The sequence below is a fragment of the Bacillus sp. K7 genome, from assembly GCF_053903245.1.
In genome coordinates, this window is sequence record NZ_CP096406.1 from 1,531,201 (window position 1) to 1,550,049 (window position 18,849).

At 42.2% G+C, this 18,849-nt stretch carries 17 protein-coding genes and 1 pseudogene; 11 read left to right on the plus strand and 7 right to left on the minus strand.

Going from position 1 to position 18,849, the window contains the following annotated elements:
* Nucleotides 1-80 precede the first annotated feature (80 nt).
* On the minus strand, nt 81-995 hold the full coding sequence (locus tag M1D98_RS07790) for an SAM-dependent methyltransferase (RefSeq protein WP_435576709.1): 915 nt from the start codon (nt 993-995) through the stop codon (nt 81-83).
* A 233-nt stretch (nt 996-1,228) separates the two neighbouring features.
* Entirely contained in the window at nt 1,229-2,794 is a 1,566-nt protein-coding gene (gene nprE, locus M1D98_RS07795) for a neutral metalloprotease NprE (RefSeq protein ID WP_456280167.1), read from the minus strand.
* 286 nt (nt 2,795-3,080) lie between these two features.
* Between nprE and M1D98_RS07800 the strand changes: the two genes are divergently transcribed.
* From M1D98_RS07800 to M1D98_RS07815, 4 genes and pseudogenes are all read left to right on the plus strand, one after another.
* Entirely contained in the window at nt 3,081-5,015 is a 1,935-nt protein-coding gene (locus M1D98_RS07800) for a hypothetical protein (RefSeq protein WP_456280168.1), read from the plus strand.
* Nucleotides 5,005-5,274: pseudogene (locus M1D98_RS07805) on the plus strand (hypothetical protein). The gene M1D98_RS07800 and the pseudogene M1D98_RS07805 overlap by 11 nt, the downstream one beginning before the upstream one ends.
* The gene (locus M1D98_RS07810) at nt 5,274-5,795 is read left to right on the plus strand and encodes a sigma-70 family RNA polymerase sigma factor (RefSeq protein WP_010328437.1); all 522 of its coding nucleotides are present in this window, start codon (nt 5,274-5,276) and stop codon (nt 5,793-5,795) included. The pseudogene M1D98_RS07805 and the gene M1D98_RS07810 overlap by 1 nt, the downstream one beginning before the upstream one ends.
* Entirely contained in the window at nt 5,792-6,085 is a 294-nt protein-coding gene (locus M1D98_RS07815; protein WP_010328436.1) for an anti-sigma factor family protein, read from the plus strand. Before M1D98_RS07810 ends, M1D98_RS07815 begins: the two co-directional genes overlap by 4 nt.
* 40 nt (nt 6,086-6,125) lie before the next feature.
* Here the strand turns inward: M1D98_RS07815 and M1D98_RS07820 are convergent, their stop codons facing one another.
* A complete protein-coding gene (locus M1D98_RS07820; RefSeq protein ID WP_010328434.1) occupies nt 6,126-6,737 on the minus strand; it encodes a hypothetical protein in 612 nt (203 codons plus the stop codon).
* A gap of 273 nt (nt 6,738-7,010) precedes the next feature.
* Complete coding sequence (locus tag M1D98_RS07825) at nt 7,011-7,199, minus strand: YlaF family protein (protein WP_010328433.1); 189 nt, start codon at nt 7,197-7,199, stop codon at nt 7,011-7,013.
* A gap of 112 nt (nt 7,200-7,311) precedes the next feature.
* On the opposite strand from M1D98_RS07825, the gene typA reads away from it, so the two are divergent.
* Together typA and M1D98_RS07835 are read left to right on the plus strand one after the other, a co-directional pair.
* Nucleotides 7,312-9,150, plus strand: a complete 1,839-nt coding sequence (typA, locus tag M1D98_RS07830) for a translational GTPase TypA (RefSeq protein ID WP_010328432.1) — start codon at nt 7,312-7,314, stop codon at nt 9,148-9,150.
* Between the two features lie 56 nt (nt 9,151-9,206).
* Entirely contained in the window at nt 9,207-9,524 is a 318-nt protein-coding gene (locus M1D98_RS07835) for a YlaH-like family protein (RefSeq protein ID WP_003232274.1), read from the plus strand.
* A gap of 55 nt (nt 9,525-9,579) precedes the next feature.
* On the opposite strand, the gene M1D98_RS07840 is transcribed toward M1D98_RS07835, so the two are convergent.
* Nucleotides 9,580-9,789, minus strand: coding sequence for a YlaI family protein (locus M1D98_RS07840; RefSeq protein WP_082022514.1), 210 nt, complete (start codon nt 9,787-9,789; stop codon nt 9,580-9,582).
* A gap of 95 nt (nt 9,790-9,884) precedes the next feature.
* Complete coding sequence (locus M1D98_RS07845; RefSeq protein ID WP_010328428.1) at nt 9,885-10,502, minus strand: YhcN/YlaJ family sporulation lipoprotein; 618 nt, start codon at nt 10,500-10,502, stop codon at nt 9,885-9,887.
* Nucleotides 10,503-10,656: 154 nt separating this feature from the next.
* Here M1D98_RS07845 and M1D98_RS07850 point away from each other — a divergent pair, with 154 nt between their 5' ends.
* Nucleotides 10,657-11,985, plus strand: a complete 1,329-nt coding sequence (locus tag M1D98_RS07850) for a PhoH family protein (protein WP_010328427.1) — start codon at nt 10,657-10,659, stop codon at nt 11,983-11,985.
* 2 nt (nt 11,986-11,987) lie between these two features.
* Here M1D98_RS07850 and M1D98_RS07855 read toward each other — a convergent pair whose 3' ends face one another.
* Complete coding sequence (locus tag M1D98_RS07855; protein ID WP_010328426.1) at nt 11,988-12,473, minus strand: hypothetical protein; 486 nt, start codon at nt 12,471-12,473, stop codon at nt 11,988-11,990.
* A gap of 102 nt (nt 12,474-12,575) precedes the next feature.
* Between M1D98_RS07855 and glsA the strand changes: the two genes are divergently transcribed.
* The 4 genes from glsA to pyc all read left to right on the plus strand — a co-directional run bounded on the left by glsA (nt 12,576) and on the right by pyc (nt 18,820).
* Nucleotides 12,576-13,505 carry a glutaminase A gene (gene glsA, locus M1D98_RS07860; RefSeq protein ID WP_010328425.1) on the plus strand — a complete coding sequence of 310 codons (930 nt, stop codon included), beginning with the start codon at nt 12,576-12,578 and terminating at the stop codon, nt 13,503-13,505.
* Between the two features lie 97 nt (nt 13,506-13,602).
* Nucleotides 13,603-13,884, plus strand: a complete 282-nt coding sequence (locus M1D98_RS07865) for a YlaN family protein (RefSeq protein WP_003221339.1) — start codon at nt 13,603-13,605, stop codon at nt 13,882-13,884.
* 203 nt (nt 13,885-14,087) lie between these two features.
* Nucleotides 14,088-15,299, plus strand: coding sequence for an FtsW/RodA/SpoVE family cell cycle protein (locus tag M1D98_RS07870; RefSeq protein ID WP_121642510.1), 1,212 nt, complete (start codon nt 14,088-14,090; stop codon nt 15,297-15,299).
* A 74-nt stretch (nt 15,300-15,373) separates the two neighbouring features.
* Nucleotides 15,374-18,820 carry a pyruvate carboxylase gene (gene pyc / locus M1D98_RS07875; protein ID WP_268559560.1) on the plus strand — a complete coding sequence of 1,149 codons (3,447 nt, stop codon included), beginning with the start codon at nt 15,374-15,376 and terminating at the stop codon, nt 18,818-18,820.
* Nucleotides 18,821-18,849 lie beyond the last annotated feature (29 nt).

Consider the following 18,849-nt stretch of genomic DNA (forward strand, 5'->3'; position numbering starts at 1 on the left):
TAACGGCAGCTTATTTTTGTAAGCTGTTAACCATAAAAAGCCTCCCGAAAATGAGAGGCGAATCTATGATAAAAGAAACATTATTTTTTCACCGCATGAATATAATGAATCGTTTCAAACGCCGATAAATCGTCTGTTCGATTGCCAAAGAAAAGGTCATGAATGTCGTCGGGTGTTAGATGTTCATAGATCAGTAAACCTGCTGACTCTAACATTTGTTCCATTTCTTGATAAGTAAAACATGATGTCATTGGTTCTCCGCTTGCAGCAGCCATCTTCACCATATGTTCAACTCGATTTGACTTCCCTTTTGCAGTAAAGAGTGTTTCATCGGCATAATCAAAAACGATAGAACTCCCTGAGGGGACATGAGAAAATAATTGTGTAATCAGGCTTGCATTTTCTTCTTTTGTTATATAATAAGAGACTCCCAGAAGGCTAAAGAATGTTTTTATGTTTTCAAATCCTTCATTTATAAGAGGCTGATAGGAAAACGTTTTGGTAAAATCCATAGGAACATAGTGAAGAAAATCAGGGATGGTCAGCTTAGCCTCCTTCAGCTTACTCTTTTTGAATTGCTGTGTGGCCGGATGATCAACTTCGAAAACTTGTAACGTGTTTTCTAATTCAGGATGCCGAAAACAGAAAGTATCCAATCCGGCGCCAAGAATGACATATTGCTTTGCTCCCAGCATTAATTCGTTGTGCAAGACTTTTTCGCAATACGAAGCACGTGCTAAGGGCGTCGGGGAAAGCTGTACTTGTGTAACCCACTTTAATATCTCTTCTGGATCATGTTGCAGACGATCGGTGATCTCTTTGTTGAAAAACGATATTCCTTGAATCATATTCTTGCTAATGTTGGTAAACTCTTCTTCGTTAATGAGATCTTTTGCGATAAAATCGTCAAAAATGAGAGATGTGTCATATTGGCTGTGATACGCACGGGCATAAGCTGAAATCAAAGACGTTAAGCTGGACTCATTTTTCTTCATGAAATGATCCTCCCATAAAAAAATAAGATTCCCCTGGCCAGGAGAATCTTATTATACAAACAAATATATTAATAGTAAATTATAGCATAAATAAATTTTTTTGTCAATATATATTACTCTTTTTTGCATAGGGATGGAAGATAATTGGAAGTCCTCCTCAACCCTGATGTTTGGTTGATTCATATTGTTACATATAACGAAACAAGCCTGAGTGATCTCAGGCTTGTCCCACATTACAATCCAACAGCATTCCAGGCCGCTTCAACTTTTGCGGCATCAGTTGAGCCGTACAAGTCGCGGGCAGACTGAATAAGAGCTGCCTTGGCATCTTTGAACGTGGAAGAAGGCGTGAGGTACGTTGTTAACGCACGGTAATAGATTTGCTGTGATTTAGAGACACCAAGCTTTGTAATGGTATTGTAAGCGGCTTTATTTGGAATTCCGCTGTTTGTGTGTACGCCGCCATAATCGCCTTCATCTGTGTTTGGAAGATTTCTGTAATCGGCGTAATGGTCAGGCTGACCGTATTTTGTTGGATTGGACAGGCTGCGGAGAGCCGGCTGGCTAACCGTAATGTCTTCACCGATATCCCAGTCTTCTGTATCGTTAAAGTAACCGAATACGTCAGAGAAAGATTCGTTCAATGCCCCTGGCTGATTTTCATAGATCAGGTTGGCAGTTTCTTGAGTAACACCATGTGTCATTTCATGCGCAGTCACATCTAAAGAGCCGGAAAGCGGAGAGAAGAATGAACCGTCGCCGTCACCGTAAATCATTTGGTCCCCTGTCCATGCAGCATTGTTGTATTTAGTGCCGTAGTGAACGGAAGAAACGATCTTGCTGCCTTTATTATCATAGCTGTTTCGTTTAAATGTCGAATAAAAATAATCATATACTTTACCAAGGTTATAGTGGGCGTCAACTGCTGCCCGTTGGGATGAAGATGTGAATGCTTTCGTTGTGTTTGAGACAAGCGTTCCCGGAAGGCGGCTTTGTCTGTTTTGCAAGTCATATGTGATGATTTGCGTGCCTGTTGGTTTTGAAAGATCTCTTAGAACGTATTTTCCGCTTTCATAAGAGATATTTAAAGGAACAGTTGCGCCCTTTAAAGTTGTTCCGGTTCCAGTGGTGGCAACATGCTCTACTTTATTTTGCTGTTTTAAAATGTCGCCTGTTTCGGCATCAACTAAGACTTCCCAATTTGCGGGTTCAGGCTCGATGTAGCGAATCGTCACGTCATAAGCAAGACGATAGCTGCCGTCCTTTGTTTCTACGGCTTTTAACTCGGCTTTATCGCTGTTTTTGGCCATTCCGTTAGAAACAGCGTCTGGTGATTTACCAATGGCTTTGAAAGCGAGTGCCAGCGCTTTGTCAGAAGAGACTTTTTGTCTGTTTTCTGTTTTAGCAGCTGATTGATTGTGTAATTCACCATTGACCGCATAGACATTATCGGACTTATCGACGTGAATGATTACTTGTGAATCTTTAATAGGCACCCCATTAACCACAGGGGCATAACGAAAGTGCTTGTATCCAAGGGCGTCGGTCGTGCTTTCAACAAGCTTCAGCCTTTTGGCAGGGTCACCTTTAAAAATGTTGTTGTTCTTTTTCAAAAACTGTTTGACAGCCTTGTCATTTGGTGCAGATAGCCCTGATTGTGCAATTGCATTTTTGGAGAGGAAATGTGTTTGATTCTCTTTTAGCTGAGGATTTTCAGCAGCCTGAACACCTGGAAGGCTGATTGACAAACTCATAAACGATGCAGCGACAACAATAGACAATTTCTTACCTAAACCCACAATAAATCCCCCTTTTAGAAAATACAGAATAATCTTTATATTGTTATATTAAACTGGCATTCTGGAATACTCAACAAAAACTAACATAACTAGACAAAATTGATAGAATTGTCCTGTGTTTATTTTTGTTGAATAATATCAAGATGAGTCGAGTGTCATGTGATGGCTCATTGCTAGAGTTATGTTTTTACATATCAAGAGGAAGATGAGATATTTTTGTTTCTTCTTGAAACTTTTTGATAAGCCGGCTGTCTAACCGAGTGAGGCCTTAATAAGAAGTAAAGGATTGTTGTTCGTGTTGGATGTATTCAGTCATTATGTATTGCATTTTGAACGTTATTTTATATTAAGCAGACAAAGCACCTTGCTGATCCAATGGTCAATTGTTGTTCTGGCGTGCATATATCTAGTGGTGCATCACCCCAAAATAAACCGGTACAGCACGATGTTTTTGGCAGGTGTCTTATTACGGATTGTGTTGCTGGCCGGGGTGTCTGTTGAACTCATTCATCAGGTACAGGCTACAAACTTTACCAGCGCTTACTTAAGAGAGGACGGCAATGAACTGCTGCCGCTGGTGCATTTTTTGTTATACGGGTATGTGCTGCTGACGGCTTTTCACTATATGCTGATGCCTTGTAATCATGGTGGAAAAGGCATGTTTTATACGTTCGATCTTGCCGTTGTCAGTTTGCCGATCGTACAAATGATATTCAGTTTCTTTTCGTATTGGAAGGAATACCCGGATGGGGTCGAGCTGATTGTATTCGGGTTTCTGTTTTTCATCATTATTCTTCCTATTGTATTGAATCTATTGTTTTTCAAGCTGTATTGGAGAACAAATAAGTTTTTACTAGGTTTATTTTATACGCTGATTATCGGATTGCTCGTCTTGCTGCTTGTCCCATTTTCTGGGCATACCTTCATTGATTATGCTGCAGTGATGCCATACTCGATTTATTTGACAATGGCGGGATTTTTGATGAGCTATCATCTGTTTCAAAAGTCAGGCAAAGTTTATGTGCGTGTGAATAAGTGGCTGACGATGGCTGTCATTGTGTTTTTTATCTTGCTCTTAAATCCGATCTATAACGTAGGAACGGCTGCTTTCGCGGTATCAAAGCCAGCAAATGTTCATGACTCATTCAATTTTGTAGGAGAGCACATTTCATCTGAAAAAGCGGAACAGATTCTAAAGTCGTTTTTTCCTGCGGATGAGATATTGTATTTGCGCGGTACAAACATGGATGTGCATTATTTCTACTCATTTAAAAGCATGAATTATGAGGCAGATGTCGATGAAGTATCCCAGCTGATACGTAATTATCAGTATTTGAAAAAACCGCATGGGAAAACGCTGATTGATCAGGAGTACGTACGGAAGTCCATTGCTTTCCTTGAGCAGCACGGACGTGTGTTAAATAAGGATCATATCGAAACAACGGTATCTAAGGAAGACGGCCAGACAGCCGTTCGTATATTCCTGAAAAATCAATTTCATAAAAAAGATCATGATGATGGAGCTGTATTTTATTGGGAAAAGGAAACCTTAATGGGCTTTAGCGAAGACCCTTCGATTTATCAGCTTGATTCTCTTCAGCATGTTCATATCACAGAACAGGACATACATAATAAAGTGAATGAAATGTTTACAGATTTAAAAATACCGAAAGAGACTTATCAAATCGCAGATATTGAAATCGACAGCATGCTTGGTAACTTGGTGCGCGTTGAAACTAGGGATGGAATTGTTTTGGAATTCGAGAGTGAATCCGGTTGCTTACATAGTCTTTCGCTTCCAATGAAAAAGAATATTTCACTGAAAAACAACCAGCTGCAGCGGCAGATATTATCGGTCTTCGATGCTGATGTATCAGAAATGAAAAAAAGCAGGCAGAGTGATGGGGTAGTGTATCATGATTCATCTAACATGTACGAGTTTTTTGAAGATCAGGGACTGTTACACGTTTATGCTTACAGTGATACATCAGATAAGACATTTCCGTATACGTATCGTAATGGCAAATTGGCTTATGAAAAAGTAGCTTCGGAATATCCGGATGTCATTTACAAAAAACGCATGCGTCCGATCATCGTTCGAAGTGGAAATGAACGCCATTATGCATGGCTGATCATTATTCAGCCGTTTGGCTCAAACCGCCATGATGCTTATGTGGTGGATGGAGACACACAAGAGGTGAAAAGTCTTTATGAATCATAAAGAAAAAGCGTCTGTATTTTTAGATTTATATGATCTATATAAAGAAGGAGAGCTAGAGGATGAATCAATGAAATGGATGAAACAGTAAGAGCCGTTATTTCAAAAGAATGTAGAGGGCTTAAAGAGTGAATCTTGTTCAGAGAGAAGCCCGGATGCTGAAGAAGAGAGCCAAATCAGACATATGAAAGTATACTTGACTGCCATGTATGCCTGTTTCATTTTAATGGCCATTTGGATGACGGTGTGGTTTTACTTTTAATGAAGCACAGGGATTCTATTGAGGACTTGTATCGACAGTATTACCAAGAAATTTTAAATTACTTATTCAGAAGAACTCATCATCTCGAAACAGCCAAGGACTTAGCGCAGGACACGTTTGTGAAGGCTCTTAACGGCCTGACTTCGTTCAGGGGACATTCTTCCATTAGAACGTGGCTTTACACCATTGCCCATCACACTTTTGTCAATTGGTACCGCAGGGATGTCAAATACCAATTTACTGATATCAGCAAGAATGAAGGATTAACGCAAGCCACTTATGAGCAGCCTGAACAGTATCTGTCACGGACTGTAGAAAGTGAGACCCTAAGGCAGGAGCTTCTGCAGTTAAAAGATCAGTATCAATCCGTTCTGATTTTAAGAGAATTTCAAGAGCTTTCTTATGAAGAAATCGCTGAGATATTGGGATGGAGCCTTTCAAAGGTGAAAACCACACTGCACCGGGCGAGATTAGAGCTAAAGAAAAACATAACGAAAAGAAGAGAGGAGGAGCGGATATGACCTGCTTTCTAGTAAGAGACCTGCTCCCTCTGTATCTTGAAGGTGATTGTAAATGTGAAACGGAACACGTCATTGAAGAGCATTTAAAGACATGCAGCAAATGCAGAGAAATGTATGAGATGATGGCTGAGCCTTTTGAATGGGAAGGTGGACAAGCCGTTGAGGAGGCTTTTCTGCCGGAAGAAGAATTGCGGTTTAAACAGAGGTACTACGGTTTGCTGATCGTTAAAGCTGCTTGCTGGTTTGGAGCGGCGGTTGCCGTGATGCTGATCATCAAACTGCTGATATAAAGAAAAGCGCTTGTCCGATACCGGCAAGCGCTTTTTTAGATTAAGCTTGAGGATGAATCATGTCGTAGATTGCAGCAAGCTGTTCTTGTGACAGAGCACTGAAGAATTTTTCATACACGTCAGCTTGCGAAGGTGACGCCCCTGCTTGTACCGCTGCCTCTTTATCATAGCTGTATACACCGTCTTGTAATACAATGGCTGCTTGAAGAATGTGAATCTTTAGGGAAGCAGCGGAGAACAATTGTTCAAGAGCGAGTGCTTCGTTTTCTGTGAAGCCAAGTTCAACTGCTTTTTCTGTATCAAATTTGTAATTTCCGTCCTCGACATACAGACATTTTGCAACGACGCTGAAAAATTCTGATGTCGACTCCCATAATGTTGCGATTATTTGAGCCTCTTCATTTGTCATTCCTAACTCAACAGCTTTTTCGCTGTCAAAATAATACACACCGTCTTGTTCGTATATACTTTGATTTAATATATCGATGAATGCATTGAGATCTTCGTTTGTGATTGTCTCATGCTGAACATGGACAGTCGTGTTATCAGCCAGAGTTTTTGCGCTGGCTGCATCAGGGCCGAACGTGAATAGAGCAGCTGAGGTTAGTGCGGCAGTCGTTAGCATCGCTTTTTTTACAAATATTTTCTTCATGTTTTTTTCTCTCCCTTTTATGAATTGTGATACAAATTCCATTATAGGGATATACTGGTGTATTAAAAATAGGCTCTAAGATATGTTATGTATATCATTGCCGAACTACTTTTTGCTGGTGACATGTGTCATTTTAAGACGATTGGCGATGTATGAAATGCCGTTTTGCATCTTCCCGACTAAGAAACAGGGGAGATAAGTCTTGGTGAAATGAAAAACACCGCTATCTTTGCGGTGTTTTTTGATTATAATGTTTCCGGCCGGGCAAAGCTTTTAATCAAGCAAGCCCTGCTCGCGCATTTTCTTTTTTAATGTAAATCCGCCGCCCATAACGGCGCAAACGAGTACAATGCTCCCTGCAATGCCTATGGCGCTTTTTTCAGCGATAAAGACGCCGATCAGCATTATGCTGAAAACCGCTGCAAATGCAAATAATAGGAAAAGCCAATTCGTTTTTTTCATATTTTCCATCCCCTTTTACGTCTTATAGTAAGTTTACTGAAAAACGTGACGCTTTTAAAGAGGAAGTGTGGTATAATATGAAAGTTATCTAATTTTTTTAGGAGATGAAAAAGTGAAACTTCGAAACGATCTTCGCAACATCGCGATTATTGCCCACGTTGACCATGGAAAAACGACTCTAGTCGATCAGCTTTTACATCAAGCTGGTACGTTCCGTGCCAACGAACAGGTTGCTGAACGCGCAATGGACTCTAATGATCTTGAACGCGAACGCGGCATTACAATTTTGGCGAAAAATACGGCGATTAACTATAAAGATACACGCATCAATATTTTGGATACCCCTGGACACGCAGACTTTGGGGGAGAGGTAGAACGGATTATGAAAATGGTTGACGGCGTACTTCTTGTCGTTGACGCATATGAAGGCTGTATGCCTCAAACTCGTTTTGTTCTGAAAAAAGCCCTTGAGCAAAACCTGAACCCGGTTGTTGTTGTCAACAAAATTGACCGTGACTTTGCTCGTCCTGAGGAAGTGATCGATGAGGTTCTTGATTTGTTCATTGAGCTTGATGCCAATGAAGAGCAGCTTGAATTCCCAGTGGTATATGCTTCAGCAATTAATGGTACAGCGAGTCTTGATCCGAAACAGCAGGATGAAAACATGGAATCTTTATATGAAACCATTATTAAGCATGTTCCGGCACCTGTTGAAAATGCAGAGGAGCCGCTTCAATTCCAAGTTGCCCTTCTTGACTACAACGACTATGTAGGCCGTATCGGAATCGGACGCGTATTCCGCGGTACGATGAAAGTCGGTCAGCAGGTTTCTCTTATGAAGCTTGACGGAACGGCTAAATCATTCCGTGTAACAAAGATTTTCGGTTTTCAAGGCTTAAAGCGGGTGGAAATTGAAGAAGCAAAAGCGGGAGACCTCGTTGCGGTTTCCGGTATGGAAGATATTAACGTAGGTGAAACGGTCTGCCCTGTAGACCATCAAGATCCGCTTCCAGTGCTTCGCATTGATGAACCGACACTTCAAATGACATTTGTCGTGAATAACAGCCCGTTCGCAGGCCGTGAAGGTAAATATGTAACAGCCCGCAAAATTGAAGAACGTCTTCATTCACAGCTTCAGACGGATGTGAGTTTGCGTGTTGAGCCGACAGCTTCTCCAGATGCTTGGGTTGTTTCCGGGCGCGGTGAGCTTCACTTGTCAATTTTAATTGAAAATATGCGCCGTGAAGGTTATGAGCTTCAAGTTTCAAAACCTGAAGTTATCATCAAAGAAATCGACGGCGTACGCTGTGAGCCTGTTGAGCGTGTGCAAATTGATGTTCCTGAAGAGCATACAGGCTCTGTCATGGAGTCAATGGGTGCCCGCAAAGGCGAAATGATTGACATGATCAACAATGGTAACGGCCAAGTCCGTCTTATCTTTACAGTTCCTTCCCGCGGACTGATCGGATACTCCACAGAGTTCTTATCATTAACACGCGGCTTTGGTATTCTCAACCATACGTTTGACAGCTACCAGCCGATGCAGGCGGGCCAAGTCGGCGGCCGCCGTCAAGGTGTGCTTGTATCAATGGAAAACGGAAAAGCGACATCTTATGGTATTCAAGGGATTGAAGACCGCGGTGTCATCTTCGTTGAACCGGGTACTGAAGTATACGAAGGAATGATTGTTGGAGAGCATAACCGTGACAACGATCTTGTTGTTAACGTCAGCAAAATGAAACAGCAGACGAACGTCCGCTCCGCGACAAAGGATCAGACAACAACAATTAAAAAAGCGCGCATCATGTCTCTTGAGGAATCTCTAGAGTACTTAAACGAAGATGAATACTGTGAAGTAACGCCTGAATCCATCCGTTTAAGAAAGAAAATCCTCAATAAAAACGAACGTGAAAAAGCGGCTAAAAAGAAAAAAACAGCAGGATTGTCTTAATCTCTTGCAGAATTTGAAAAGATAGAACCCGTACGTTTACAGGGGAGGGAATCTTTTTGAATGACGTAAGTGAACGCCTGTCGTTCTTTGCTGCTCTATATCAAGTAGACCGGCAGCCTGCGGCAGGCATGTGGCTTTTATACGGGACGATTTTTGTGTTGGCTGTTATTGTATTTAAGCTTGGATTTGCTAAACGGCTTCCGGTATTAAAATCAGCAGTGGTGTATGTCTTTCTGGCTTTAGGCTGCACAGTTTTGACCTTTTTAGGTGTGTTTTTACCCGTGGCAGAGGGATTGGTCGTCGCTGCGCTGATTTTAATCATTTACAAAATTCGGCTATATCAGTCGAAAAAGGGACAGTCTGCAAAATCATAAAAAGACTCAGCTGAGAAGCTGAGTCTTTTTTGTTCTGTATGGTAAAGCTGCCGCTTTATTTTTTGATTTTTTCTTTCTTCTGCTGTCCTGGATGAAAAGTGAATTTTCCCGTTTTCAGCCGTTCTTCTGTTTTTTGGGTAATCCGATCGTGGCATTCCTGGCACATATATGTATGGATTGGGCGGTTTCGAAGCCGTTTCGCGATCAGGGTATCATCATCAATTGTTTCAATTTTATCGCAAATAGAACATTTGACCCTCATCATATCACCTCTTTCACTAACATGTATTATAGCATGGATCAGAAGCTGTCCAAAATAAGAAAAAGCTAAAGCACAAGGCTATAGCTTAATCATCATCATTATTTTTTCATATGGTGATCAGATTGATCATTTTGCTCCTGTTCCAATTCCTGCTGCTGCTTTCTGTTTAATTGGTCATTTTGCTGCTTTGTTTGCGGCTCATCTTCATCGTCAATCACATCGTTTGGCACTTCCGGAAGCACTCGGCCGACTATTGCAGCCAATTCATCTAATATGCCTGTCACCGGCCGGCCTTCACTGATTTCTCTGCTCATTTCATTTAGGCGGCTGACCGTATCCGGGTCAGCAATAACCACTGCGTTGGCACCATGTCGATCATTTTTTAGAGCTTGTGCCACAGAGTATTTAATGGTTTCCACTTTGCTTCTGTCCAAATTATCATCGACATCAATGCCTACAACGGCATAGCCCCCCAGCACAACGGCTGTTGCATCCTTAACATCGGGGATTTTTTCAGCAACGCTGACAAGATGCTTGGCAATGTCCGTTCTTGTCCCATTGTCTTTTGTCTCCTGAGTTGTGTCCTTTACGTGAATCGGTTTGGTTTCCTGCTGCCTTGTTGATTCTTTTTCAACATTTTGATCCTGGTTTCCTTGTTGATAGGCACATGCGGACAGGATAAGCGTCAGCTGTATCATAATGAAAAGAATTCGCACTTGCGGGTTCCCTCCTTGAAATGCATTCATTAATTTTATTGTTGAATTAACCTTCTATCTTTATTCACAAAAACATATATTTTAGCAGGCAATCACCTTTTTCATCGTAAGAGAAGCAGGAAGAACTTTGACCCTTATATCAGGAGGCTGAGACTTGAGTAAAATTTATGTGTTAGATACGAATGTGTTATTACAGGATCCTAACGCGATATTTTCTTTTGAAGAAAATGAGGTTGTCATCCCTGCTGTTGTGTTAGAAGAGGTTGATTCAAAAAAACGGTATATGGACGAAGTTGGGAGGAATGCAAGGCACGTATCTAAGCTGATCGATGCTTTAAGGCAAAAGGGAAGGCTGCATGAGCACGTTCCGCTCGACACCGGCGGCACACTGAGAATTGAACTGAATCATCGTTCGTTTCACCAGCTGCAAGAAATCTTTATTGAAAAAACGAATGATAATCGTATATTGGCTGTAGCGAAAAACTTAAGCCTCGAGGAAGAGACGAAAGAAGCTGGAAGGCCGGTTATCCTCGTCAGCAAGGATGTATTGGTCAGAGTGAAAGCGGACGCAATCGGGCTGCATGCTGAAGATTTCTTAAATGACAGGGTTGTGGACAATGACGAAATGTACAGTGGCTACAAGGATTTATATATTAGCCAGCAGCTGTTCAGCTCTTTTTATGGGAAAAATCAAATTTCAGTAAACGAAATGAAACAGCACACATTTTACCCGAATCAATTCGCATTAATGAAAGATGAGCTGGGAGGATCTTCTTCAGCTGTAGGGATGGCGGATAAAACAGGGACGGTCTTAAAAAGGCTTGTTTTTGATGATGAACATGTATGGGGAATCAGGCCGAAAAATGTACAGCAGACAATGGCACTAGAGCTTTTGCTGCGTGAAGATATTCCGCTTGTCACCTTAATCGGAAAAGCAGGCACCGGCAAAACACTTTTAGCATTGGCTGCGGGACTGTTACAGACAGAAGACTTGGGAATATATAAAAAGCTGGTCGTCGCGAGGCCGATTGTTCCTGTTGGCAAGGATATTGGCTACTTGCCCGGCGAAAAAGAGGAAAAGCTAAAGCCTTGGATGCAGCCGATTTTTGACAACTTGGAGTTTCTGTTTAATGCGAAAAAACCGGGGGAGCTCGAGGCTATTTTGGCGGGTATTGGCTCAATACAGGTGGAGGCGCTGACTTATATTAGAGGGAGAAGCATTCCGGACCAATTTATTATTATTGATGAGGCGCAAAATTTGACCAGGCATGAGGTAAAAACGCTGCTGACGAGAGTCGGTGAGGGGAGCAAAATTGTCTTAATGGGCGATCCAGAACAAATTGATCACCCATATTTAGACAGTCTGAACAATGGTTTAGCCTACGTAGTTGAACGATTTAAAGGACAACCCATCTCAGGCAGCGTGAAGCTGTTGAAAGGCGAGAGATCAGGTCTCGCCCAGCTTGCCGCTGACTTGCTGTAAGCTTACATGATTTCAATTTCTTTTATATCGGTAATCGGCTGATCGTGATCAACTGGATCTTCAAAATAAATATGAACTGGGCCGCCTTCTTGAATCGGCTTGCCTGCCTCACTGAAATGGACAATGCTGTTCAGTGCGGTTTCCAGAGGGACGGCGGTCTTTCCAGAACTTGTGACAAATACGCATTCTGTCGCGGAGCTGAGAGGCTCAGCATTTTTCAGCACAGTCCCAAGTTTCATGGCAAAACTGCCGTTCATTAGTTTTTGCTTCTCGTATTGTTTTTCCGTCTGCAATGTAGGCGGCGTAATCCGGCCCTCTCTGATGACGCGTTCAGGATCAAGGTCTGATTCATCCCCGGCTGATTGTAAATGTATGTCTTGGCTGTCCCCTTTGCTGTCAAACAAAAATTTGCGATCATCAAAAATCCACACGCTCGGATCAATGGTGATCGGATATGTAACATTGCCTTTTACTTGTATAACACTCATGATATAACCCCCTTCTCCCAAAATTATAAAAGTTTTCGCATGAATTGTCACTTTGTGTACAAATTATGTGTATTGACATGCTCAGGGAGCGAGGGTGATTGCATGGTATGCCGGCATAATGATGAGCTTGAAACCTTAGTGAAAGAGGCAAAAAAAGTGACGGACAAGGGAGAGGTGGCAAGTTATATTCCCGCCTTGGCAAAAGCTAATCAACACGATCTGTCAGTGGCGATTTATTATTCCAATCATACTTGTCTGTCAGCGGGTGACGTGGAAAAAACATTTACGCTTCAAAGTATATCGAAGGTGCTCTCACTTGCTTTGGTGTTAATGGAATACGGCAAGGATAAGGTTTTCAGTTATGTCGGACAGGAGCCGACCGGCGATCCGTTTAATTCAATTATCAAGCTGGAAACAGTGAATCCGAGCAAGCCGTTAAACCCTATGATCAATGCCGGGGCATTGGTAGTGACCAGCTTGATAAAAGGGAAAACCGTAAAAGAGAGACTTGATTATTTACTTACGTTTATCAGAAGGCTGACAAACAACCAACAGATTACATACTGCCGGGAAGTGGCTGAATCCGAATACAGCACGTCGATGATTAATCGGGCAATGTGTTATTATATGAAACAGTACGGTATTTTTGAAGATGATGTAGAAGCGGTAATGGATTTATATACGAAGCAATGTGCGATTGAAATGAACAGTTTGGACTTGGCGAAAATCGGATCTGTATTTGCGCTGAACGGCAGACATCCTGAGACTGGAGAGCAGGTTATCTCAAAAGATGTTGCGAGAATTTGCAAAACGTTTATGGTCACGTGCGGAATGTATAATGCTAGCGGGGAATTTGCAATTAAGGTCGGAATTCCTGCAAAAAGCGGCGTATCCGGCGGGATTATGGGTATTTCACCTTACGATTTCGGGATTGGTATTTTCGGCCCGGCGTTGGACGAAAAAGGGAACAGCATTGCGGGTGTGAAGCTTTTGGAAATCATGTCTGAAATGTACAGACTGAGTATTTTTTAATTTATGTCATCTGCTTAAATCCTCTTGCATTTTCTGCTGATACCCTTTATGATAAATAGAAGAATTAGGTACTCGCCTGGGGAACGGAGGGATACTTTTGGCTTCAGAGATGATAGTTGACCATCGGCAAAAAGCTTTTGAACTCTTAAAAGTTGACGCTGAGAAGATTTTGAAGCTGATCCGAGTACAAATGGATAACTTAACGATGCCTCAATGTCCTTTATATGAAGAGGTATTAGATACTCAAATGTTCGGGCTTTCGAGGGAAATCGATTTTGCTGTCCGCCTGGGATTGGTTGATGAAAAAGACGGTAAAGACCTTTTATACACATTGGAGCGCGAATTGTCTGCATTGCATGACGCGTTTACAGGTAAATAAATGATAAAACTCAAACTTATTAACGGTTTGGGTTTTTTTATAACCGCTTATTATCACTCATTTTCTTGGAGAAGGCCTTTTTACACATTTCTTCCGAATCGTATAGAGATTCTTCATCTCGTTTGATAAATTGTAGTAAAATAAAAAAGATAAATACATAAAAACCATAGATAATGGAAGTTGGAAGCAGGGAAGAGGATGTTATGTTAAAAAAAATGCTCAAATCTTATGATTACTCACTGATATTCGCGATTGTTTTACTATGCGGATTCGGTTTAGTGATGGTATACAGTTCTAGCATGATTACGGCTGTTTCTCGGTATGGAGTAAGCAGTAATTTTTTCTTCATGCGGCAGCTGTTTGCTTTAATTGCGGGTGGCGCACTTTTTATATTCATGGCTTTGTTTCCTTACAAGGCATTGGCTCACCAAAAGTTTCAGAAAGGAATGCTGCTTGTTTCTGTTTTTGCGCTCATCTCGCTGTTCGTATTCGGGCATGTTGCAGGAAACGCGCAAAGCTGGTTTAAAATTGGCGGGTTGAGTTTGCAGCCGGGCGAATTTGTCAAGCTAGTGGTCATACTATACCTTGCGGCTGTTTACGCCAAAAAACAAAGCTATATTGATCATTTGTTAACTGGGGTTGCGCCTCCGGTCGTGATGACAATCATTCTATGCGGATTGATCGCGATGCAGCCTGACTTAGGTACAGCGGCGATTATCGGATTAATTGCGGCATGCATGATTTTGTGTTCCGGTTTCAGCGGAAAGACTCTGGCAAGGCTTGTTTTGCTGGGTGGGATTGTTTTGCTCCTGGTCAGCCCGATTATTTATCTAAATAAGGACAAGATCCTGACAGAAAAGCGTTTAGATCGTTTTGAGAGCCTGGAAGATCCGTTTAAATATGCGGACTCATCAGGTCTGCAAGTGATTAATTCTTATTATGCAATCGGATCAGGTGGTATTTTCGGTATGGGACTTGGTGAAAGCATTCAAAAATACGGGTATCTTCCTGAGTCGCATACTGACTTTATCATGGCTGTCATTGCCGAAGAACTTGGTATTTTTGGGGTATTGTTTGTGATTATTCTGTTGGGGTTTATCGTCATAAAAGGTTTTTATATAGCCAGAAAATGCGAGGACCCGTTTGGAAGTCTTCTAGCAATCGGTATTTCAAGCATGATCGCCATCCAATCGTTTATTAACCTTGGCGGTGTCAGCGGATTAATTCCCATTACAGGAGTTACGCTGCCGTTTATCAGCTACGGAGGGTCTTCTTTAGTGCTGCTGCTGGCAAGTATGGGGATATTAGCCAACATCAGCATGTATATCAAATATTCAGAGAATAAGAGAAAGAAAGAGCCTGTGGCATCAAAGGGAAAGAAGAAAAAGCAGCTCAAAAAAACTGTTTATCTGTAAAAAACAACTGTGTACATGGGAAGGATATTCCTTTATGATAGATTATATTCCATTCGGGTAAGGGGGAAAAAAGTTTGTCACAGCAATCTATACAAAAAGTGTTAGTAGCAAACAGGGGAGAAATTGCAATCCGTATATTCCGGGCTTGTACAGAATTAAATATTCGTACAGTTGCGGTCTATTCAAAAGAAGATTCCGGTTCCTATCATCGTTATAAAGCAGATGAAGCGTACCTGGTTGGCGAAGGGAAAAAACCGATTGATGCTTACCTGGATATTGAGGGTATCATCGATATTGCGAAAAGAAACAAAGTGGATGCAATCCATCCGGGATACGGTTTCTTATCTGAGAATATACAATTCGCCAAACGCTGTGAAGAAGAAGGCATCGTGTTCATCGGCCCTACTTCTGAACATTTAAATATGTTTGGTGACAAGGTGAAGGCGCGTGAACAGGCAGAAAAAGCCGGAATTCCTGTAATCCCGGGAAGCGATGGTCCTGCAGAAACGCTTGAAGCCGTCGAACAATTCGGACAAACTCACGGTTATCCGATGATTATTAAAGCTTCTCTTGGCGGCGGCGGGCGCGGCATGAGAATTGTCAGAAATGAAAGTGAAGTAAAAGAAGCATATAATCGTGCAAAATCAGAGGCAAAAGCAGCCTTTGGCAATGACGAAGTATATGTGGAGAAACTAATTGAAAACCCTAAACATATTGAAGTTCAAGTCATTGGAGACAAGCAGGGCAACGTGGTTCATCTTTTTGAAAGGGATTGTTCCGTTCAAAGGCGCCATCAAAAAGTAATCGAAGTAGCGCCGAGTGTCTCGCTGTCATCTGAATTGAGAGATCAAATTTGTGAAGCGGCAGTTGCGCTTGCTAAAAATGTGAATTACATAAACGCAGGTACGGTTGAGTTCCTTGTCGCGAACAACGAGTTCTATTTTATTGAAGTAAATCCGCGCGTACAAGTTGAACATACAATTACGGAAATGATTACCGGTGTCGATATTGTACAATCACAGATTCTTGTTGCCCAAGGGCACAGTCTTCACAGCAAAAAAGTAAATATCCCGCAGCAAAAGGACATTTCTACAATCGGTTATGCAATTCAGTCGCGGGTAACGACTGAAGATCCGCAGAATGATTTCATGCCTGATACAGGAAAAATTATGGCTTACCGCTCTGGCGGCGGCTTTGGTGTCCGGCTTGACACCGGAAACAGCTTCCAAGGCGCCGTGATTACGCCGTATTACGATTCACTTCTCGTTAAGCTTTCAACTTGGGCTTTAACATTTGAACAGGCGGCGGCCAAAATGGTCCGAAACCTTCAGGAGTTTAGAATCAGGGGCATTAAAACAAACATTCCGTTCCTTGAGAACGTTGCAAAGCATGATAAATTCCTGACAGGGCAATATGATACGTCCTTCATTGATACAACACCTGAATTATTTAATTTCCCTAAACAGAAAGACCGCGGCACGAAAATGCTCACGTATATCGGCAATGTGACAGTGAACGGGTTCCCCGGAATCGGTAAAAAAGAAAAACCGGCGTTTGACAAGCCAATACACGTAAAAGCGGACGCTGATCTGGAGCATGCAAGAGGAACAAAGCAAATCCTTGATGAAAAAGGTGCAGAAGGTCTTGCAAAATGGGTGAAGGAACAGAAATCTGTCCTTTTAACTGATACAACATTCAGGGATGCACACCAATCTTTATTGGCGACGAGATTCCGATCACATGATTTGAAAAAAATCGCAAATCCGACGGCTGCTTTATGGCCTGAGCTATTCAGCATGGAAATGTGGGGAGGCGCGACCTTCGATGTAGCCTACCGATTCCTGAAAGAAGATCCGTGGAAGCGTCTGGAGGACCTTCGAAAGGAAGTGCCGAATACCTTATTCCAGATGCTGCTTCGTTCATCAAACGCAGTCGGCTATACGAATTATCCGGACAATGTGATTAAAGAATTTGTGAAGCAATCCGCTCAATCCGGTATTGATGTGTTCCGTATATTCGATAGCTTAAATTGGGTAAAAGGGATGACTTTAGCCATTGATGCGGTTCGTGATACGGGTAAAGTGGCAGAAGCCGCGATTTGTTACACGGGAGATATCCTTGATAAGAACCGTACGAAATATGATCTTGCTTATTATACGTCGATGGCGAAGGAGCTTGAAACTGCCGGAGCTCATATTCTCGGAATTAAAGATATGGCGGGGCTGTTAAAACCGCAGGCTGCATATGAACTCGTTTCTGCATTGAAAGAGACGATCGACATTCCGGTTCACCTGCATACGCATGATACGAGCGGAAACGGTATTTATATGTATGCGAAAGCCGTTGAAGCAGGCGTTGACATCATAGACGTGGCGGTCAGCTCAATGGCGGGTTTAACGTCGCAGCCTAGCGCGAGCGGGTTTTATCATGCGATGGAAGGCAACGCCTGCCGTCCGGAAATGGATGTCCAAAACGTTGAAACGCTATCCCAATATTGGGAATCAGTACGTAAATACTATAGCGAATTTGAAAGCGGAATGAAGTCGCCGCATACTGAAATTTATGAGCACGAAATGCCTGGAGGCCAATACAGCAACCTGCAGCAGCAAGCGAAGGGAGTAGGCCTAGGCGACCGATGGAATGAAGTCAAAGCAATGTACAGACGCGTCAACGATATGTTCGGCGATATCGTGAAGGTCACGCCTTCCTCAAAAGTAGTCGGAGATATGGCGCTATACATGGTACAAAACAACTTGACTGAAAAGGACGTCTACGAAAAAGGCGAATCATTGGATTTCCCTGATTCAGTTGTTGAGTTATTCAAAGGTAATATCGGCCAGCCTCATGGCGGATTCCCTGAAAAACTCCAAAAGATGATCTTAAAGGGACAGGAGCCGATTACGGTCAGACCAGGAGAATTGCTTGAGCCGGTATCTTTTGAAGCAATCAAACAAGAATTTAAAGAGCAGCATAACTTGGAGATTTCAGATCAAGATGCTGTTGCGTATGCCCTTTATCCTAAAGTCTTCTCTGATTATGTGAAAACAGCAGAAAACTATGGAGACATTTCGGTATTAGATACCCCGACATTTTTCTATGGCATGACATTGGGTGAAGAAATAGAAGTGGAAATTGAGCGCGGGAAAACATTGATTGTTAAGCTGATTTCAATCGGCGAGCCCCAGCCTGATGCCACTCGTGTCGTTTATTTTGAACTGAACGGGCAGCCGCGTGAAGTTGTGATTAAAGATGAAAGCATTAAGTCTTCCGTTCAGGAAAAGCTGAAAGCGGACCGGACAAATCCAAGCCACATCGCAGCCTCCATGCCTGGAACGGTTATTAAGGTGTTGACTGAGGCAGGTACAAAAGTCAATAAAGGTGATCATTTGATGATCAATGAAGCGATGAAAATGGAAACAACGGTTCAGGCGCCTTTCTCAGGAACAATCAAGCAGGTTCATGTGAAAAATGGCGAGCCGATCCAAACGGGAGATCTTCTTCTCGAAATTGAAAAAGCATAAAAAACAAGAGTGTATATCATTTGATATAC